Here is a 15,350-nt window from a genome sequence, read left to right as displayed (position 1 = left end):
GCTAGCGGCGGCCGCGCTTGCCGGCCGCCAGGATCGCGTCGAGCACCACGCGCAACGCCTTGTTGACGGGCTTGTCCCGCCGCACCACGATGGCCAGCGTGCGCTGCATGCGGGGGTTCAGCCGGTGCGTCTTCAGGCCGGGGTGGGCGCCGCGGCCCGTCATCGACATGCCCGGCACGATGCCGTAGCCCAGCCCCGCGGCCACCATCTCCTTCATCGCCTCGACGCTGCCCAGCTCCATCACGGGTTGCGGATGCACGGCCCCCGCGGCAAACCAGCGGTCGACGAGCTTGCGCGTGTTGGCGGCGGGCTCGAACAGCACCAGCGGCAAGGCACCCAGCTCGGCCGGCGTGAGCTTGGCCTTCAGCGAAGCCCCACGCGCGGACCCCACGGGCCCACTCATCGGCCCACTCACTGGCCCACTCACCGGGCCGATCGCGACGAACTCGTCTTCCAGCACCGGCATCGCCGCCAGCGAACGCCCCGCCGCCGGCAGCGTGACCAGCGCAAGGTCGAGGCTGTTCTCCTCCACCTTGCGCGCCTGGTCTTCGGTGTTGCCGGTGCTCACGACCACGCTGAGTTCCGGGAACTGTTCGCGCAGCGTGCGCAGCACGGCCGGCAGGAAGTGCAGGCACGCCGTGGCGCCCGTGCCCAGCCGCACGCGGCCGGCGACGCCGCTGGCGTGGTCGGCCAGTGCGTCGATCGCGTTCTCCACCGCGGTGTCGATGTGGGGCATGTGGCGCAGCAGCTCCATGCCCGCGGGCGTGGCCTTGGCGCGCTTGCCCACGCGCTCGATGAGCCGCACCGCGAGGCGGCGCTCCAGCTGGCGGATCTGCAGGCTCACGGCCGGCTGCGACACGCCCAGCCGGTCGGCCGCGGCCGAGAAGCTGCCGGTCTCGATGACCAGGCCGAAGGACTTGAGCTGGTCGAGGTTGAGTGTTTTTTCCAAAAGTATTCCTTATGCACCGCATAGGCAGACGAAGCTTCTCTTATCGATGGTGCATCGTCAACATCGGGGCCATGTCATCGCCACGCCTCGCTTCCACCCTCGTCGACATCGCCGACGCCGAGCCCCGCCACATGGCCGCCGTGCAGGCCATCTACAGCCACTACGTGCTGCACGACCTCTGCTCCTTCGAAGAGCAGGTGCCCAGCGTCGAAGAGATGCAGGCGCGCCGCGCCGACGTGCGCGCACGCGGCCTGCCCTACCTGGTGGCGCTGAAAGACGGCGAGGTCGCCGGCTATGCCTACGCCACCGCCTACCGCGCCCGCTCCGCCTACCGGCACACGGTGGAAGACTCGATCTACGTCGCGCAAGGCATGCACGGCCACGGCATTGGCAAGGCGCTGCTGGGCGAGGTGATCCGCCGCTGCACCGACGGCGGCTTCACGCAGATGGTGGCCGTGGTCGGCAACAGCGCCAACGCCGGCTCGCAGGGGGTGCACCAGAGCCTGGGTTTCGAGCGGGTCGGCGTGCTGCGCGACGTCGGCTTCAAGTTCGGGCAATGGGTGGACACCGTGCTGATGCAGCGCGCGCTGCGCTGAGCCGCACGATGACCGCGCAAGACACCGGGCCCATGCGCGGCTGGCTCGCGCTGCTGTGCGCGAGCCGGCTGCTGCAGACCATGATCGTCACGGCCTACTCCGGCGTGCTGCCCTTCCTGATGGCCGACTGGCAACTGACGGCCGCGCAGGCCGGCTCGATCCAGAGCGCATGGCACGTGGGCTACATGAGTTCGCTGTTCGCGGTCGGCCTGCTGGCCGATCGCTACGGGCCGCACCGCATCTTCCTGGCCGGCAGCGCCGTCAGCGCGATGGCGGCACTGGCTTTTGCCGTGTTCGCGCGCGACCACCTCTCCGCGGTGCTGCTGTACGGCCTGGCCGGCCTGTGCGCGGGCGCCTCGTACACGCCGGGCCTGCAGCTGCTGGCGCGCAACACAGAGCCGGCGGTGCGCGGGCGCGCGATGGGCCTGTTCATCGGGTCGGCGTCGATGGGCTATGCGCTCTCGCTGGCGGTGGTGGCGGTCTGCAGCCATCTGCAGCACTGGCGCCTGGGCTTGCTGATCGCGGCGGCGGGCACCGCGGCCGGCGCCTTGCTCACGGTGCAGGCGCTGCGCCGCATGCGCCCGGCCATGGCATTCGTGGCCGGCACGCCCGGCATGCCGCGCGAAGGCCCCTGGCAGTCGCTGGCCGCCACCGTGCGCGACAAGCCCGCGATGGCCGGCAACTGGGCCTACGCCTTCCACTGCTGGGAGCTCATGGCGCTGTGGGCGTGGCTGCCGGCCTACCTGGTGGCGTCGTCGGGCGCCGGCACGTCATGGCAAGGCGCGGGCATTGCGCTGGCCGCGCTGGCGCACCTCGTCAGCGTGTTCGGCAGCGTGGCGGGCGGCGCGGCCTCCGACCGGCTCGGCCGCGCGCGGGTGATGATGATCGCCACCGTGGCGAGCCTGTGCATGTCGTTCTCGTTCGGCTGGATGTGGACCTGGCCGCTGTGGCTGCTTGCCGCGGCCGCCGCCGTCTACAACCTGCTCGCCATCGCCGATTCGTCGGTCTACTCGACCGCGCTGGCCGACGTGGTGGCGCCGCACCGGCTGGGCGTGGCGTACTCGGTGCGCTCGGTGATGGGCTTCGGCGCGGGCGCGCTCAGCCCGTGGGTGTTCGGCCTGGCGCTCGACTGGGGGCAGACCCGCTTCGGCCTGGGCAGCACGCACGGCTGGGTGGCGGCGTGGAGTTCGGTCGGCCTCGGTGCGCTGCTGGGCCCGCTGATGATCGCGCGCTTCTCGCGGCTGCACCGGGCGCGCGCCCTCGCCCAGTGACTCACGGATCCTCGCCCTCTGTCCACTCGGGGCTGTAGCCACCGAGCGTCGGGTGGTACATCTCGTCGCCCGAGTGCTGCGTGAACTCGACGTTGAGCCGGTCTTCGCGCAGGCCCAGGATGTCGATGCAGTCGCGGCACAGCGCCTTCGCCACCTCGAGCCGCAGCTCGGCCGAGCGCCCGCGCCGGATGTCGCACATCAGCACCGACACCTCTGCGGGGTCGCCGTCGACCATGCGCCACACGCCGCCCTCGCCCACCTCGCGGATGGCGATGCTGATGCGGCGGATGTCCACGCTCATCAGGCGCGCGTAGGTCTCGCTGAGCTGTTTGGCAAGGCGCTTCTTGTCGGCCACCGGGTGGCGGCCGTTCACGTCGAGTTGGAGGTAGGGCATATCGGGGATAAAGAAGAGTCAGGGAATCGAAGCGTCAAGCAAGTCTTCGACTGAGCGGCTTCGCCATTTCTCAAATGGCATCGGCAAACGGAAAACTGTCCACCTCGTCGAGATCCAGCGAGGGCCAGCCGGTGAAAGGCCTTGCGCCACGGTCACTGAGGAGATCGAGATGGGCTCTGACGGCGGTACGCAATTCCGCCCCTGGCCCGATCACCATGTCGTCACCTCCCAGACCGTGGACCACACCGCCGGCGATCACCGCAAGCGCGGCGCACACGACGACCTGCACCGCGACCGTGGCGTCCGCCCGGCCCATGCTGCTGCTCAGATCGTAGAAATGGTCCATCTCCCTGGCTTCAGGCGGATACAGGCGCCACCTGTTTCTCGCCTCGATTTCTGCACGGCCAACGTGCTCGAATCCGCAGCCGACCAGCAGGCTGACACCGGGACGGACACGAGAAAAGGTGTGGAAATCGAGCTTCGCCCACAGGCAGTCGACATCCGGCCCGAGCGGATGAAAGTCGGGGTGAAGCTCAAGGCCCACATCGAGCGCTTGCATTTCTGCGGCGAAGCGTGCCCGCCAATCCGGTGGTAGCGCGTGCGTGAACGCACTGATGCCGATGCTCATCGGGTCCCCTGTGGAAGGTCTGCATGACGTGACCGACTGCGCCAATTTTGAGGCATGAGCGCCATGCAGCGCATGGTCGAGTCCACCGATGGAGCCGGGCAGCCGCGCGAACGGCCTGCGCACCTACCCCGGTCGAAACCCGATGATCCTTTCACGAGCTCAACCCGCTGCCGCGCCAAACCAGGCCCCAGGCCCCAGGCCCCAGGCCCAGGCCCAGGCCGCCCCGCACGACGGTCCACGTCCCCAGCCCGCGCCATGCGTGCAACAACGCCGACCGGGCCATGCCGAGGCAAGGTGATCCAGCAGGCGGCGGTGAAGGTGGTCCGAGCGGGCACCAGCTCGGGCCGGACCGCGATTGTTTCCATCGCGGAAACTGAGTAACGCTTCGGCGCGCCGGTGCCTCGCTCGAAGGGCCATGAAAATCCGGGGCGGGCGCAGTGTGCGCACCCAACCTTTCCATCGAACCGAACGATCCATGTCCAATTCTTCTGCCCAATCCGCCACCGACGAACCCACTGCAGCCAAACTGCTCGACACCCTGCAGTGGCGCTATGCGACCAAGAAAATGGACGCAACGCGCAAGGTCCCGAAGGAAAAGCTGGAGCGCATCCTCGAGGCCGCCCGCCTGGCGCCGACGTCCAGCGGCCTTCAGCCGTTCGAGATCTTCGTGGTCACCGACGCGGCGGTTCGCGAACGCATCAAGCCCATCGCGTGGAACCAGGGCCAAGTGGTCGATTGCTCGCACCTGCTCGTCTTCGCTGCCTGGGACGACTACACGGCCGAGCGCATCAACCACATGTTCGACCTGACCAACACCGTGCGCGGCACGACGAACGAAGGCTGGGAAAACTACCGTGCCATGCTGCTCGGCAGCTATCCGCAGCGCGGCAGCGAGGTCAACTTCGCGCATGCGGCCCGCCAGGCCTACATCGGGCTGGCCGCGGCACTGATTGCAGCGGCGCACGAAGAAGTGGACAGCACCCCCATGGAGGGCTTCGACCCCGCGGCGCTCGACGACATCCTGGAGCTGCGCCCGCGCGGCCTGCGCAGCGTCGCCATCCTGCCCGTGGGCTACCGCGTGGCGGACGAAGACTGGCTGGTCAACCTCACCAAGGTGCGCCGGCCGCGCGACCAGTTCGTGACGGAAGTCTGAGGCGACGTCGAGCGATCGGCCTGCATGGCCTGCAGGAGAGCGATGCAGGCGGCTCGGGTTCGAGCATGCCGCCGCCGTGGCGGCAGGCGCCAGGAGCGAGTTTCTCGTCGGCATGCAGCGAGGCTTCGTTGGCTGTCACCTGGGCAGCGCCTGCGCACCGCGATACCCCAGCAGCGCGTCGTACAGATCGGTGCGGCGGTCGCGGTGCAGGTCGTTGAACTGGTTCCAGATGGGCGCGCTGCGCGCGGCGCCGAGGTCCACGTCGGCGTAGAGGATGGTGTCTTCGTCGGGCCCGGCGATGCGCCCGACCGGCCAGCCGTTGGTGCCCGCAATCAGTGAGTTGCCCATGAAGCCGGCGCCGCGCTCTTGCCCGACGCGGTCGGCCGCGGCGATGAACACGTTGTTCGAGTGCGCGGCGGTGATCGTCAGGTACGCCGCCATGCAGGTGCCGCTGGCGTCGTACAGCGGCGGCGGCGTCCAGACCCAGGCGGTGGGCAGGCACACGATGTCGGCGCCCAGCTGCGCGAGGATGCGCGTCGTCTCGGGAAACCAGATGTCCCAGCACACCAGCAGGCCGATGCGGCCGATCCTGGTCTCGAACACCGGGTAGCCCAGGTCGCCGGGCGTGAACCAGAGCTTCTCGTTGTTCCACAGGTGCGTCTTGCGGTAGCGGCCGATGTAGCCCTCGGGGCCGACGAGCACGGCGGTGTCGAACAGCTGCGGGCCGTCCTGCTCGACGAGGCAGCCGACGATGTACACGTCGTGCTGCGCGGCGAACGCCACCCAGCCCTGCACGGTCTCGCCACCGGGCACCGGCTGCGCATGGGCGTAGGCCTCTTCACGGCCACTGAAGCAGTAGCCCGTGGTGGCCAGTTCAGGCAGCACGATGAGCCGGGCCTTGTTCTCGACAGCGGCCAGCAGGCGTTCGTTCACGGCCTGCGTGTTGCGCGCGAGGTTCTCGACGCCGACCTGCGGATCGAACTGAACGACGGCCACGCGCACGGGGCTGGCGCGCAGGCCGGGGGTGGCGTCGGATGAATGGGCGATGGATGGATGCATGAACTCAGGCTTTCAGGTTTTAGGTTTTAGGTTTCAAATTAAAACCAGATGGATCGTAGCCATTCAGGTTTTACTTTGCAACCAACATGGCATTGCGCCCTACACTCGCCCCCCAAAGGGGAAAACCATGGCCCAGAGAAAAAGCCTGAAGAACGACGCATGCCCGATGGCGCGCTCGCTCGAAATCGTCGGCGACCAGTGGTCGCTGCTCATCGTGCGTGACGCGTTCGACGGCATGAAGCGCTTCGGCGAGTTCCACCAGAGCCTGGGCGTGGCCAAGAACATCCTGTCGGACCGGCTCAAGTACCTGGTGCAGGAAGGCGTGCTCGACCTCGCGCCCGCCTCGGACGGCTCGCTCTACCAGGAGTATGTGCTGACGCCCAAGGGCAAGGGCCTGTTCCCGGTGGTGGTCGGGCTGCGCCAATGGGGCGAGGCGCACCTGTTCGCCAAGGGCGAGCCGCATTCGACGCTGCTGGAGCGCGACAGCGGCAAGCCGGTGCCGAAGATCGCGCTGCTCACGCGCGACGGGCAGCCGCTCGACCCGGCGAGCACCTTCGTGAAGAAGCTGCCGGTCAAGGCAGGCGCCGGCTGATCAGGTCGCCGCTGCTGCCGCCGCGGCCTTCGCCCTGGCGGCCAGCGCGCCGAACTCTTCCTTGCCGAAGGCGGTGCCGAACAGGCCCCAGCCGCCCTCCGCCGCCTCGGTGAGGATCACCCAAGTGCGCGCCGCCTGGCCCGGGTCGCCCGAGAGTTTCGCGACGATCTCGGTCGCTTCCCTGGTGATCTGCTTCTGCCCTTCGCGGTTGAGCGAGCCCGGCGGCGTGACAATCTGCACGCGCACCGTGCGGGCCTGCGCGCTGGTGGCGGTCTGCACGGCCGATGCCGGCATGCGGTGGATGTACGCGGCGGTGTTGTCGAGGTGGAACGGGCCGGGCTTGGCCACACCCTCGGCACGCAGCACGGCCAGCGTGAGCGCCTCGCCAAGCTGGCGGTCCGCGTCGGCGGGGAACATGTCTGCGGCGGCGTAGACGTCGATCATGGGCATGGGAAGGCTCCTGTTGAGGCGTTGGTCTTGAATTCTGAATGACGACCATCATCCAAATGCAGGATGATGATGAACATAATCCTCACCGTCAAGCACGCGCACCGAGGACTTTTTCACCGACATGGGCCATTCCAAAGCGAACAAGGAGCAAAGCCACGAGCGCATCGTGCAGACCGCCGCCGCGCGCTTTCGCGAGGAAGGCGTCGACGGCATCGGCGTGGCCGACCTGATGAAGGAAGCCGGCCTCACGCACGGCGGCTTCTACCGGCACTTCGGCTCGCGCGACGAGCTGGTGGCCGAGGCCGTGGAATGCGCGCTGAGCGACGGCGGCCGCGCCGTCGAGGCCGTGGCCGCGTCCAAGGCGAGCCGGCAGGTGGTGGCGGCCCGGCTGGTCGATGCGTACCTGAGCACCGCGCACCGCGACGCGCTGGCCACCAGCTGCGCCGTGACCACGCTGGCCGGCGACGTGGCGCGCAGCAACCAGCGCGCGCGCACGGCCTACACGCAGCAGGTGAACAGCTACCTCGACCTGCTGGCCAGGCTGGCGGCGGCGGAACCGTCGAAGGACAAGCGCGCGAAGGCGATCACGGCGCTGTCGTCGTTGGTCGGCGCGGTGTCGCTGTCTCGCGCGGTGAACGACGAGGCGCTGTCGCAGGAGATCCTGAAGTCGGCCGCCGACGAGTTGAAGGCGCTGCTCGGCTGAAACCTACTCGCCCAGCAGCTCCCCGATCGGCTGCAGGTCTTCCACCCGGTCGCAGATCGCCTTGATCACCATCGTGATCGGAATGCCCAGCAGCAGCCCCCAGATGCCCCAGAGCCAGCCCCAGAAGATCACGCCCACGAACACCGCCACCGGGTTCATGCGGCTGGTGCGGCTGGTGAGCCAGGGCATCAGCAGGTTGCCGATGATCGTGTGGATGGCCAGCGACACGCCGCCCACCACGATGCCCATCTGCAGGCTGTTGAACTGCAGGAAGGCCACCAGCCCCGCGGCCGCCAGCACGATCACCGAGCCGATGTACGGAATGAGGTTGGTCACGGCCGCGATGATTCCCCACACCGCCGCGTTCTCCACGCCCAGCGCCCAGAAGGCCAGGCCGGTCGCCACGCCCACCACGGCGCTCACCAGGATCTGCACCAGCAGGTAGCGCTCGATGTTGCGCGTGATGTCGTCCAGCACGTGCACCGTGACCTTCTTCTTCTGCAGGCTAGAGCCGGTGATCTTGATGAGCTTGCGGCGGAAGGTGTCGCCCGAGCACAGCGCGAAGTACGTGAGGAAGGCCACCAGCGTGAGCTGCCCCATGGCGCTCAGCAGCCCGACGGTGCCGCTCAGCAGGTAGTCGCGCACGTTGAAGTTGGGCCGTTCGATGACCACGCGGGCCACGCCGCGGCGCGAGGCCACGCGCGCGGAGTTTTCCTCGGCGGCCTTCTCCAGCTGCGCGGCGGCGGCCTGCACGCTCTCGAGCGGCGTGGCGCTGGCACCCTTGTCGCGGCGCATGGCCAGCCCGAGCTTCTGCGCGGCGACCGGCAGCGAATCGAGCAGCTGCGAGGCATTGCCCGAGAGCGAATAGCCGGTCCAGCCGATGCCGCCGAACAGGCCCACGAGGATCAGCGCCGCGCCGATCCAGCGCGGCAGGTGCCAGCGATGCAGCAGCTCGACCAGCGGCGACAGCGCATAGGTCATCAGCAGGCTCAGCATCAGCGGAATGAACACCGCCTGCCCCCACTGCAGCGCGAACACGCTGGCCAGCACGGCGAGCACGACCAGCGAGGCGCTGCGCACGTCCACCGGCATGTGCAGCAGCAGGCGCTTGCGCTCGCGTTCGCGTGCGGGCTCGGAAGGGTCCGGGGCCGGCGCTGCCGGCGGTGCTTCGGGCGCGGGCTGTGCCGTGGCCGCCTGCGGAGGCTCGGCGGCGGGGGCCTCCGGCGCGGGTGCGGAAGGCGCTGGAGAAGGCGAAGGCACAGGGGCCGGTGCGGGGGTCGATGGGGCGTCGGTCATCGTGTCTCCTTCAGCACTTCGCGCACGGCGGCGAGCTGGCGGCGCGACACGGCCACGGGTTCGGGAATGGCGTCCAGGCGCAGGGCCCAGCCCTCGGCGTCCTCGCCGTCGTCGTATTTCTCCAGCGCGCGGATCGCCGCGCGCGCCACCAGCGCATTGCGGTGCACGCGCAGGAAGCGGTTCGGGTAGCGCTCCTCGAACTCGTTGAGCGAGCCGTCCAGGATGTGGCTGCGCGTGGCGGTGCGCACGGTGAGGTACTTGTATTCCGACTTGAGGTAGAGCACCTCCGACAGCGGCACGCGCTCGGAGCGGCCGCGGTCCTGGATGAGCACGGTTTCCGGCGCGGCGGGTGGTGCCGGTGCCACTGGTGCCACCGGGGCCGCAGGCGCGGCCTGCAGCGCGCGGCGCTCCTTCAGGAAGCGCTCGGCCTTCTGCAGCGCCTGCTGCAGCCGCTCGGCGCGCACGGGCTTGGTGAGGTAGTCGACCGCGTCGAGGTCGAAGGCCGTCACCGCATGGCTCGCGTGCGCCGTGACGAACACCACCGCCGGCGCGTCGCCCCGGCTGCGCAGCGCGCGCGCCACCTCGATGCCGTCGACCCCGGGCATGTGCACGTCCAGCAGCACCAGGTCGAGCGGCATCGCGGCCAGCTGCTGCAGCGCCTCGGCGCCCTGCGAGGCCTCGGCCACCACCTCGGCGGCGGGCGAGGTGCAGTCGCGCAGCAGGGTGCGCAGGCGCGAGCGCGCGAGCGATTCGTCGTCGACGATCAATGTCTTGAGGGTCATGGTTCGGCGGAGTCTGCGGGAATGGCGATGCGCACGCGGTAGTTCTTCTGGTCCATGCCGGCGCTGAACTGCATCTGCATGTCGTGCAGCAGCCGCAGCCGGTCGCGCACGTTGGCCAGCGCAATCCCGTGGCCGCGCGGCAGCGGCTCGTCGGCCCAGCGCAGCGGCGGCAGGCTGTTGACCACCTCGATCACCACCATGCTGCCGCGCCGCTCGGTGCGGATGCGCAGCTTGGCGCCCTGCGGGCTGGGTTCCACGCCGTGCTTGATGGCGTTCTCGACCAGCGGCTGCAGCAGCAGCGGCGGCAGGCGCGCCTTGCTGGCCGCGGCGTCCAGGTCCCAGCGGATGCGCAGCCGGTCGCCGAAGCGCACCTGCTCGATGGCCAGGTAGCGCTCGGCCAGCGCGATCTCGTCGGCCAGCGTGCCCGACTCGCCCGGGTCGGCCAGCGCCTGGCGGAACAGCTCGGCCAGGTCTTCCAGCATGGTCTCGGCCTTGGCCGGCTCCTCGCGCACCAGCGCAATGGCGCTGTTGAGCGTGTTGAACAGGAAGTGCGGGCGGATGCGCGACTGCAGCTCTTCCAGCCGCGCGGTGGTCGCCGCCGGCGTCTGGCCGCGGGCGCGCAGCACCATCGCGGCCATCACCAGCCCCGCGAACAGGGCGCCGGTCAGGCCGCTGGCCAGCCAGGGTGCGCTGGCCAGCACGCCGGTCAGGCGCAGCAGGCCGCAGCCGTAGAGCGCCGCCGCGGCCCCCAGCACGGCGCCGGCCGTGTACTGCCACTGCTTGGGCAGGCGCCGCAGGGGTTTCTTGAGCCGGCAGGCCGCCACCAGCCACATCAGCGTGGCGGGCAGCGCCCCGCCCGTGACGGTGGCCGTCTGCACCAGCCAGTCGACGGGCCCGGAGACCACGAACAGCGTGGCGATGGCCACCACCGCCTCCACGAAAACAACCGTGCGCAGCACCACGCCGATCTGGCAGGCGTCGAAGATCGAGGGGTCGTCGCGCAGGGACGCGCGCGTCCTTTCCGGCCTTTCCGAAGAAGACGGGGACGTGGGGGTGGAGCTGGCCGATAAAATCGCCGGGTTGCGCATCGCAGACATCTGATCCATCGGGTGACCAACCCATTATTGCCTCCTGGACGGCTCCCATGACCCAAAACCAACTCGACAAGAAATCCGAAGCCTGGTCGGCCCTGTTCTCCGAACCTATGAGCGACCTGGTGAAGCGCTATACCTCCAGCGTCTTCTTCGACAAGCGCCTCTGGCAGGCGGACATCCAGGGCTCCCTGGCCCATGCCGGCATGCTGGCCGCGCAGGGCATCATCGGCGTGCAGGACCACGCCGCGATCGAACGCGGGATGGCGCAGATTCGCGCCGAAATCGAATCCGGCGCCTTCGAGTGGAAGCTCGACCTCGAAGACGTGCACCTGAACATCGAGGCCCGCCTGACCCAGCTGGTCGGCGACGCCGGCAAGCGCCTGCACACCGGGCGCAGCCGCAACGACCAGGTCGCCACCGACGTGCGCCTGTGGCTGCGCGGCGAAATCGACCTCATCGGCGACCTGCTGGTCGAACTGCAGAAGGCGCTGGTGGACATCGCCGAGAAGAACGTCGAGGTGATCCTGCCCGGCTTCACCCACCTGCAGGTGGCGCAGCCCGTGAGCTTCGGCCACCACATGCTGGCCTACGTGGAAATGTTCAGCCGCGACGCCGAGCGCATGGGCGAAGTGCGCCGCCGCGTGAACCGCCTGCCGCTGGGCGCCGCCGCCCTGGCCGGCACCAGCTACCCGCTGGACCGCGAGCTGGTCGCCAAGACCCTGCAGATGGACGGCGTCTGCCAGAACAGCCTGGACGCCGTGAGCGACCGCGACTTCGCGATCGAGTTCACCGCCGCGGCCAGCCTGTGCATGGTGCATATCAGCCGCATGAGCGAAGAACTCATTTTGTGGATGAGCCAGAACTTCAGCTTCATCAACATCGCCGACCGCTTCACCACCGGCTCGTCGATCATGCCGCAGAAGAAGAACCCCGACGTGCCCGAGCTGGCGCGCGGCAAGACCGGCCGCGTGGTCGGCCACCTGATGGCGCTCATCACGCTCATGAAGGGCCAGCCGCTGGCGTACAACAAGGACAACCAGGAAGACAAGGAGCCGCTGTTCGACACCGTCGACACGCTCAAGGACACCCTGCGCATCTTTGCCGAGATGATCGGCGGCATCACCGTGAAGCCCGAGGCGATGGAAGCCGCCGCCCTGCGCGGCTACGCCACCGCCACCGACCTGGCCGACTACCTGGTGAAGAAGGGCCTGCCCTTTCGCGACGCGCACGAAACCGTGGCCCACGCCGTGAAGGCCGCCACCTCGCACAAGGTCGACCTGGCCGAGCTGCCGCTGTCGGTGCTGCAGCAGTTCAACCCGAACATCGAGAAGGACGTGTACGACGTGCTGAGCCTGCGCGGCTCGCTGAACGCGCGCAACATCCTGGGCGGCACCGCGCCTGCGCAAGTGAAGGCCCAGGTCGCCCGCCACCGCGCGCGCCTCGGCTGATCGAAGCGAAGCAGCGCCGTGTTCTACGCCATCCCGCTCGAGAACCGACCGAGCTGGCGCAACCCGCCGTGGATGACGGTGCTGCTGATCCTCCTGAACATGATCGTGTTCTGGGGGCCCCAGCGCAGCGAGGAAAACGGCCGCGAGCGCGCCGCCGTCTACTACGTGGGCAGCGTGCTGCCCGAGCTGGAGCTGCCGCCCTTCGTGGACTGGCTCGAAAAGTCGGACCCCAAGCGCGGCAAGGTCGCGCGGCGCATGCTGCGGCACGAAGAGGCCTATCCGCAGCTGCTCGAGGGCCTGCAGAACAACAAGAAGTTCCTCGCGAAGCTGCAGGCCGACCAGGTCATCACGCCCGCGAACCCGCAGTACGGCGAATGGAAGCGTGACCGCCAGCAGTACGAGGCGATGCTGCCCGCGTCCTTCACCGAGCGCTGGGCGCAGGACTACGGCAAGGACGCCGAGTCCAAGCCCTGGACCTGGCTGACCGCCGCCTTCCTCCACGGCAGCACCGGCCACCTGCTGGGCAACATGCTGTTCCTGTTCCTGTTCGGCTTCTCGGTCGAACTCGCGCTGGGCCGCGGCACCTACCTGGGCTTCTACCTGCTGGGCGCCGTCGGCGCCTCGGCGCTGGCCGGCTGGGCCTATGCGGGCAAGGGCAGCTACGGGCTGGGCGCCTCGGGCGCCATCTCGGCGCTGATGGGCATGTACGCGGTGATGTACCGGCTCAAGCGCATCCGCTTCTTCTACCAGCTGTTCTTCTATTTCAACTACGTGACGGCGCCGGCCCTGCTGCTGCTGCCGGCATGGATCGTCAACGAGCTGATGCAGCACTGGCTCGGCGGCCAGGGCATCGCGTACATGGCCCACCTGGGCGGCCTGCTGACCGGTGCGGCGCTCATGGCCTGCGCCCTGCTGCTGCACCGCGTGCAGGCACCCGAAGCCACGGCGGCCGCGGCAGCCGAACCCGACCTCTTCGGCACGCACGTGGCCGCGGCCCAGAAGTACGGCGCCGCGATGAAGTTCGACAAGGCCTGCGCCGAATGGCGCGCCGCCGCCGCGCTGCGCCCCGGCGACACCGACACGCTGCGCGCCTGGTTCAACACCGCGCGGCTGCAGCCCGCGAGCGAAGACTTCCACCAGGCCGCGCGGCGCATCTTCCGCCTGCCCGCCACCGAGCCGAACACGCTCGCGCTGCAGCACGCCAGCTACAAGACCTACCTCGACCAGGCCAAGCCCGGCGCGCGGCTGAAGCCCGACGACATGGCGCGGCTGGCGCGCCGCTTCGCGCGCATCCGCCAGTTCGACGACGCCGACCGGCTGTGCGCCATCCTACTGAAGACCGCGCCCGACCACCCGGAGCTGGCCGACACGCTCTCGGTGTGCGCCAACGGGCTGCTGCACGCGGGCGAGCGCGACAAGGCCATCGGCCTGCTGCCGCACCTGCTGCGGCTCGCGCCCAACGACATGGTCACGCGCGCCCTGCAGCGCGCCTGAAAAACCCCAGGCCTTCAAAGGCCGCAAGGCCTCGCGCGCAAGCGCTGTCACACGGCCGCGTCACCCTGTGGCACTGCAATTGCAGGGGCCTCTCTGTAAAGCTCGCCCCCGCCCTCCCGTCGCATTGAACTCGGGAGCGCCTGTTCGCTCCATTTGGGGCCTTCGTCATTTCTCCAGCGCCATGCCCGTCCACCCAAGCCCCCGTTTCTCGTTGCTCGCGACCGTCGTCGCGGCTTGCGCCCTTGTCACGCTCGCCACGCTCGCCGGCTGCTCGCGCACCAGCGCAGAGTCGTCCGGTGCGTCCAAGGCCGCCGCCGCACCAGAAAAGGAAGTCGGCACCGTCACGCTGAAGCACGAGACGCTGGCGCTGAGCACCGAGCTGCCCGGGCGCACCGCCGCCCCCGTCATCGCCGAGATCCGTCCGCAGGTCGGCGGCATCCTGAAGGAGCGGCTCTTCACCGAAGGCTCGCAGGTCAAGGCCGGCCAGGTGCTCTACCAGCTCGACCCGGCGCCGCTGCAGGCGGCCCACGCCAGCGCGCAGGCCAGCGTGCGCAAGGCCGAGTCGGCCCTGGCCACCTCGCGCACCGTGGCGCGCCGCAACGCCGAGCTGGTGAAGATCGACGCCATCAGCCGCCAGGTGTTCGACGAGTCGCAGGCCGCCGAGCAGCAGGCCGAGGCCGACCTCGGCGTGGCACACGCGGCCGAGCAGACCGCGCGCATCCAGCTGGGCTACACGCGCATCACCTCACCGATCACCGGCTGGGCCGAGCTCTCGGCGGTGACGCCCGGCGCGCTCGTCACGGCCAACCAGGCCGCGGTGCTCACCACCGTGCAGCAGCTCGACCCCATTCACGTGCACGTCACGCAGTCGAGCAGCGAGCTGCTGCGCCTGAAGCGCGAACTCGCCAGTGGCCGGCTGCAGCGCGCGAGCGACGCCGAGGCCCGCATCCAGCTGGTGCTGGAAGACGGCAGCAAGTACCCGCATGCCGGTCGCCTCACCTTCAGCGGCGTCACGGTCGACGCCGGCACGGGCAGCGTCACGTTGCGCGCCGTGGTGCCCAACCCCGACAAGCTGCTGATGCCCGGCATGTACGTGCGCGCCGTGCTGCAGGAAGGCGTGAACGCCACCGCGCTGCTGGTGCCGCAGCAGGCCGTGACGCGCGCGCCCGACGGCAGCGCCTCTGCGCTGGTGGTCGACGCCGAGAACAAGGTCGCCAGGCGCCCCATTCGCGTCGGCCGCGCGGTGGGTACGCGCTGGGAGGTGCTCGACGGCGTGGCCGCGGGCGACCGCGTGATGACCGAGGGCTCGCAGCGCGTGAAGGTCGGCGACAAGGTGAAGGTGGTCGACCTCGGCGCCAAGCCGGTCAACGCCGCGCCAGGCCCCGTGGCCAGCGCCGAGCGCGACCCCACCGACGCCGCCTCCGACCCCGTGGCGCGCTGA

Annotated in this window: 17 protein-coding genes; 9 read left to right on the top strand and 8 right to left on the bottom strand. The window is 69.5% G+C overall.

Annotation, left to right across the window (positions count from 1 at the left end; all coding sequences use genetic code 11):
• Window position 1 precedes the first annotated feature (1 nt).
• Window positions 2-949, bottom strand: a complete 948-nt coding sequence (locus tag BM013_RS05790; protein WP_093124005.1) for a LysR family transcriptional regulator — start codon at window positions 947-949, stop codon at window positions 2-4.
• Between the two features lie 71 nt (window positions 950-1,020).
• Here BM013_RS05790 and BM013_RS05785 point away from each other — a divergent pair, with 71 nt between their 5' ends.
• Together BM013_RS05785 and BM013_RS05780 are read left to right on the top strand one after the other, a co-directional pair.
• Window positions 1,021-1,545 (top strand): GNAT family N-acetyltransferase, encoded by a 525-nt coding sequence (locus BM013_RS05785; protein ID WP_093124003.1) that lies wholly within the window; start codon window positions 1,021-1,023, stop codon window positions 1,543-1,545.
• A gap of 8 nt (window positions 1,546-1,553) precedes the next feature.
• Entirely contained in the window at window positions 1,554-2,816 is a 1,263-nt protein-coding gene (locus tag BM013_RS05780; RefSeq protein WP_093124001.1) for an MFS transporter, read from the top strand.
• A 1-nt stretch (window position 2,817) separates the two neighbouring features.
• On the opposite strand, the gene BM013_RS05775 is transcribed toward BM013_RS05780, so the two are convergent.
• Window positions 2,818-3,210: a tautomerase family protein gene (locus BM013_RS05775; RefSeq protein ID WP_093123998.1), complete on the bottom strand. Its 393-nt coding sequence runs from the start codon at window positions 3,208-3,210 to the stop codon at window positions 2,818-2,820.
• A gap of 70 nt (window positions 3,211-3,280) precedes the next feature.
• On the bottom strand, window positions 3,281-3,838 hold the full coding sequence (locus tag BM013_RS05770) for a hypothetical protein (RefSeq protein WP_093123996.1): 558 nt from the start codon (window positions 3,836-3,838) through the stop codon (window positions 3,281-3,283).
• A gap of 475 nt (window positions 3,839-4,313) precedes the next feature.
• On the opposite strand from BM013_RS05770, the gene BM013_RS05765 reads away from it, so the two are divergent.
• The gene (locus BM013_RS05765) at window positions 4,314-4,991 is read left to right on the top strand and encodes an NAD(P)H-dependent oxidoreductase (protein WP_093123993.1); all 678 of its coding nucleotides are present in this window, start codon (window positions 4,314-4,316) and stop codon (window positions 4,989-4,991) included.
• Between the two features lie 135 nt (window positions 4,992-5,126).
• Here BM013_RS05765 and BM013_RS05760 read toward each other — a convergent pair whose 3' ends face one another.
• Entirely contained in the window at window positions 5,127-6,050 is a 924-nt protein-coding gene (locus BM013_RS05760; protein ID WP_093123990.1) for a nitrilase family protein, read from the bottom strand.
• Between the two features lie 127 nt (window positions 6,051-6,177).
• Between BM013_RS05760 and BM013_RS05755 the strand changes: the two genes are divergently transcribed.
• Window positions 6,178-6,642 carry a winged helix-turn-helix transcriptional regulator gene (locus tag BM013_RS05755; RefSeq protein WP_093123987.1) on the top strand — a complete coding sequence of 155 codons (465 nt, stop codon included), beginning with the start codon at window positions 6,178-6,180 and terminating at the stop codon, window positions 6,640-6,642.
• Here the strand turns inward: BM013_RS05755 and BM013_RS05750 are convergent, their stop codons facing one another.
• On the bottom strand, window positions 6,643-7,092 hold the full coding sequence (locus BM013_RS05750; protein ID WP_093123983.1) for a tautomerase family protein: 450 nt from the start codon (window positions 7,090-7,092) through the stop codon (window positions 6,643-6,645).
• Between the two features lie 121 nt (window positions 7,093-7,213).
• Between BM013_RS05750 and BM013_RS05745 the strand changes: the two genes are divergently transcribed.
• On the top strand, window positions 7,214-7,795 hold the full coding sequence (locus BM013_RS05745; protein ID WP_093123980.1) for a TetR/AcrR family transcriptional regulator: 582 nt from the start codon (window positions 7,214-7,216) through the stop codon (window positions 7,793-7,795).
• A gap of 3 nt (window positions 7,796-7,798) precedes the next feature.
• Here BM013_RS05745 and BM013_RS05740 read toward each other — a convergent pair whose 3' ends face one another.
• From BM013_RS05740 to BM013_RS05730, 3 genes are read right to left on the bottom strand one after another with little or no spacing between them, the layout of a single operon-like run.
• The gene (locus BM013_RS05740; protein WP_093123977.1) at window positions 7,799-9,091 is read right to left on the bottom strand and encodes an AI-2E family transporter; all 1,293 of its coding nucleotides are present in this window, start codon (window positions 9,089-9,091) and stop codon (window positions 7,799-7,801) included.
• Window positions 9,088-9,873, bottom strand: coding sequence for a LytR/AlgR family response regulator transcription factor (locus BM013_RS05735; protein ID WP_093123974.1), 786 nt, complete (start codon window positions 9,871-9,873; stop codon window positions 9,088-9,090). Before BM013_RS05735 ends, BM013_RS05740 begins: the two co-directional genes overlap by 4 nt.
• Window positions 9,870-10,877 carry a sensor histidine kinase gene (locus BM013_RS05730; protein WP_256221425.1) on the bottom strand — a complete coding sequence of 336 codons (1,008 nt, stop codon included), beginning with the start codon at window positions 10,875-10,877 and terminating at the stop codon, window positions 9,870-9,872. Before BM013_RS05730 ends, BM013_RS05735 begins: the two co-directional genes overlap by 4 nt.
• Between BM013_RS05730 and BM013_RS41720 the strand changes: the two genes are divergently transcribed.
• The 4 genes from BM013_RS41720 (at window position 10,792) to BM013_RS05715 (ending at window position 15,350) form a co-directional block, all read left to right on the top strand.
• Window positions 10,792-10,974, top strand: coding sequence for a hypothetical protein (locus tag BM013_RS41720; protein WP_256219812.1), 183 nt, complete (start codon window positions 10,792-10,794; stop codon window positions 10,972-10,974). The genes BM013_RS05730 and BM013_RS41720 overlap by 86 nt on opposite strands.
• Window positions 10,975-11,017: 43 nt before the next feature.
• On the top strand, window positions 11,018-12,415 hold the full coding sequence (gene argH / locus BM013_RS05725; RefSeq protein ID WP_093123971.1) for an argininosuccinate lyase: 1,398 nt from the start codon (window positions 11,018-11,020) through the stop codon (window positions 12,413-12,415).
• An 18-nt stretch (window positions 12,416-12,433) separates the two neighbouring features.
• The gene (locus tag BM013_RS05720; RefSeq protein ID WP_093123968.1) at window positions 12,434-13,909 is read left to right on the top strand and encodes a rhomboid family protein; all 1,476 of its coding nucleotides are present in this window, start codon (window positions 12,434-12,436) and stop codon (window positions 13,907-13,909) included.
• A 181-nt stretch (window positions 13,910-14,090) separates the two neighbouring features.
• The gene (locus BM013_RS05715) at window positions 14,091-15,350 is read left to right on the top strand and encodes an efflux RND transporter periplasmic adaptor subunit (protein WP_093123965.1); all 1,260 of its coding nucleotides are present in this window, start codon (window positions 14,091-14,093) and stop codon (window positions 15,348-15,350) included.

It is taken from the genome of Variovorax sp. OK605 (assembly GCF_900115445.1).
GTDB lineage: Bacteria > Pseudomonadota > Gammaproteobacteria > Burkholderiales > Burkholderiaceae_C > Variovorax.
Note: the sequence above shows the minus strand (reverse complement) of the source record. Positions and strands in the feature narration are given on the sequence as shown.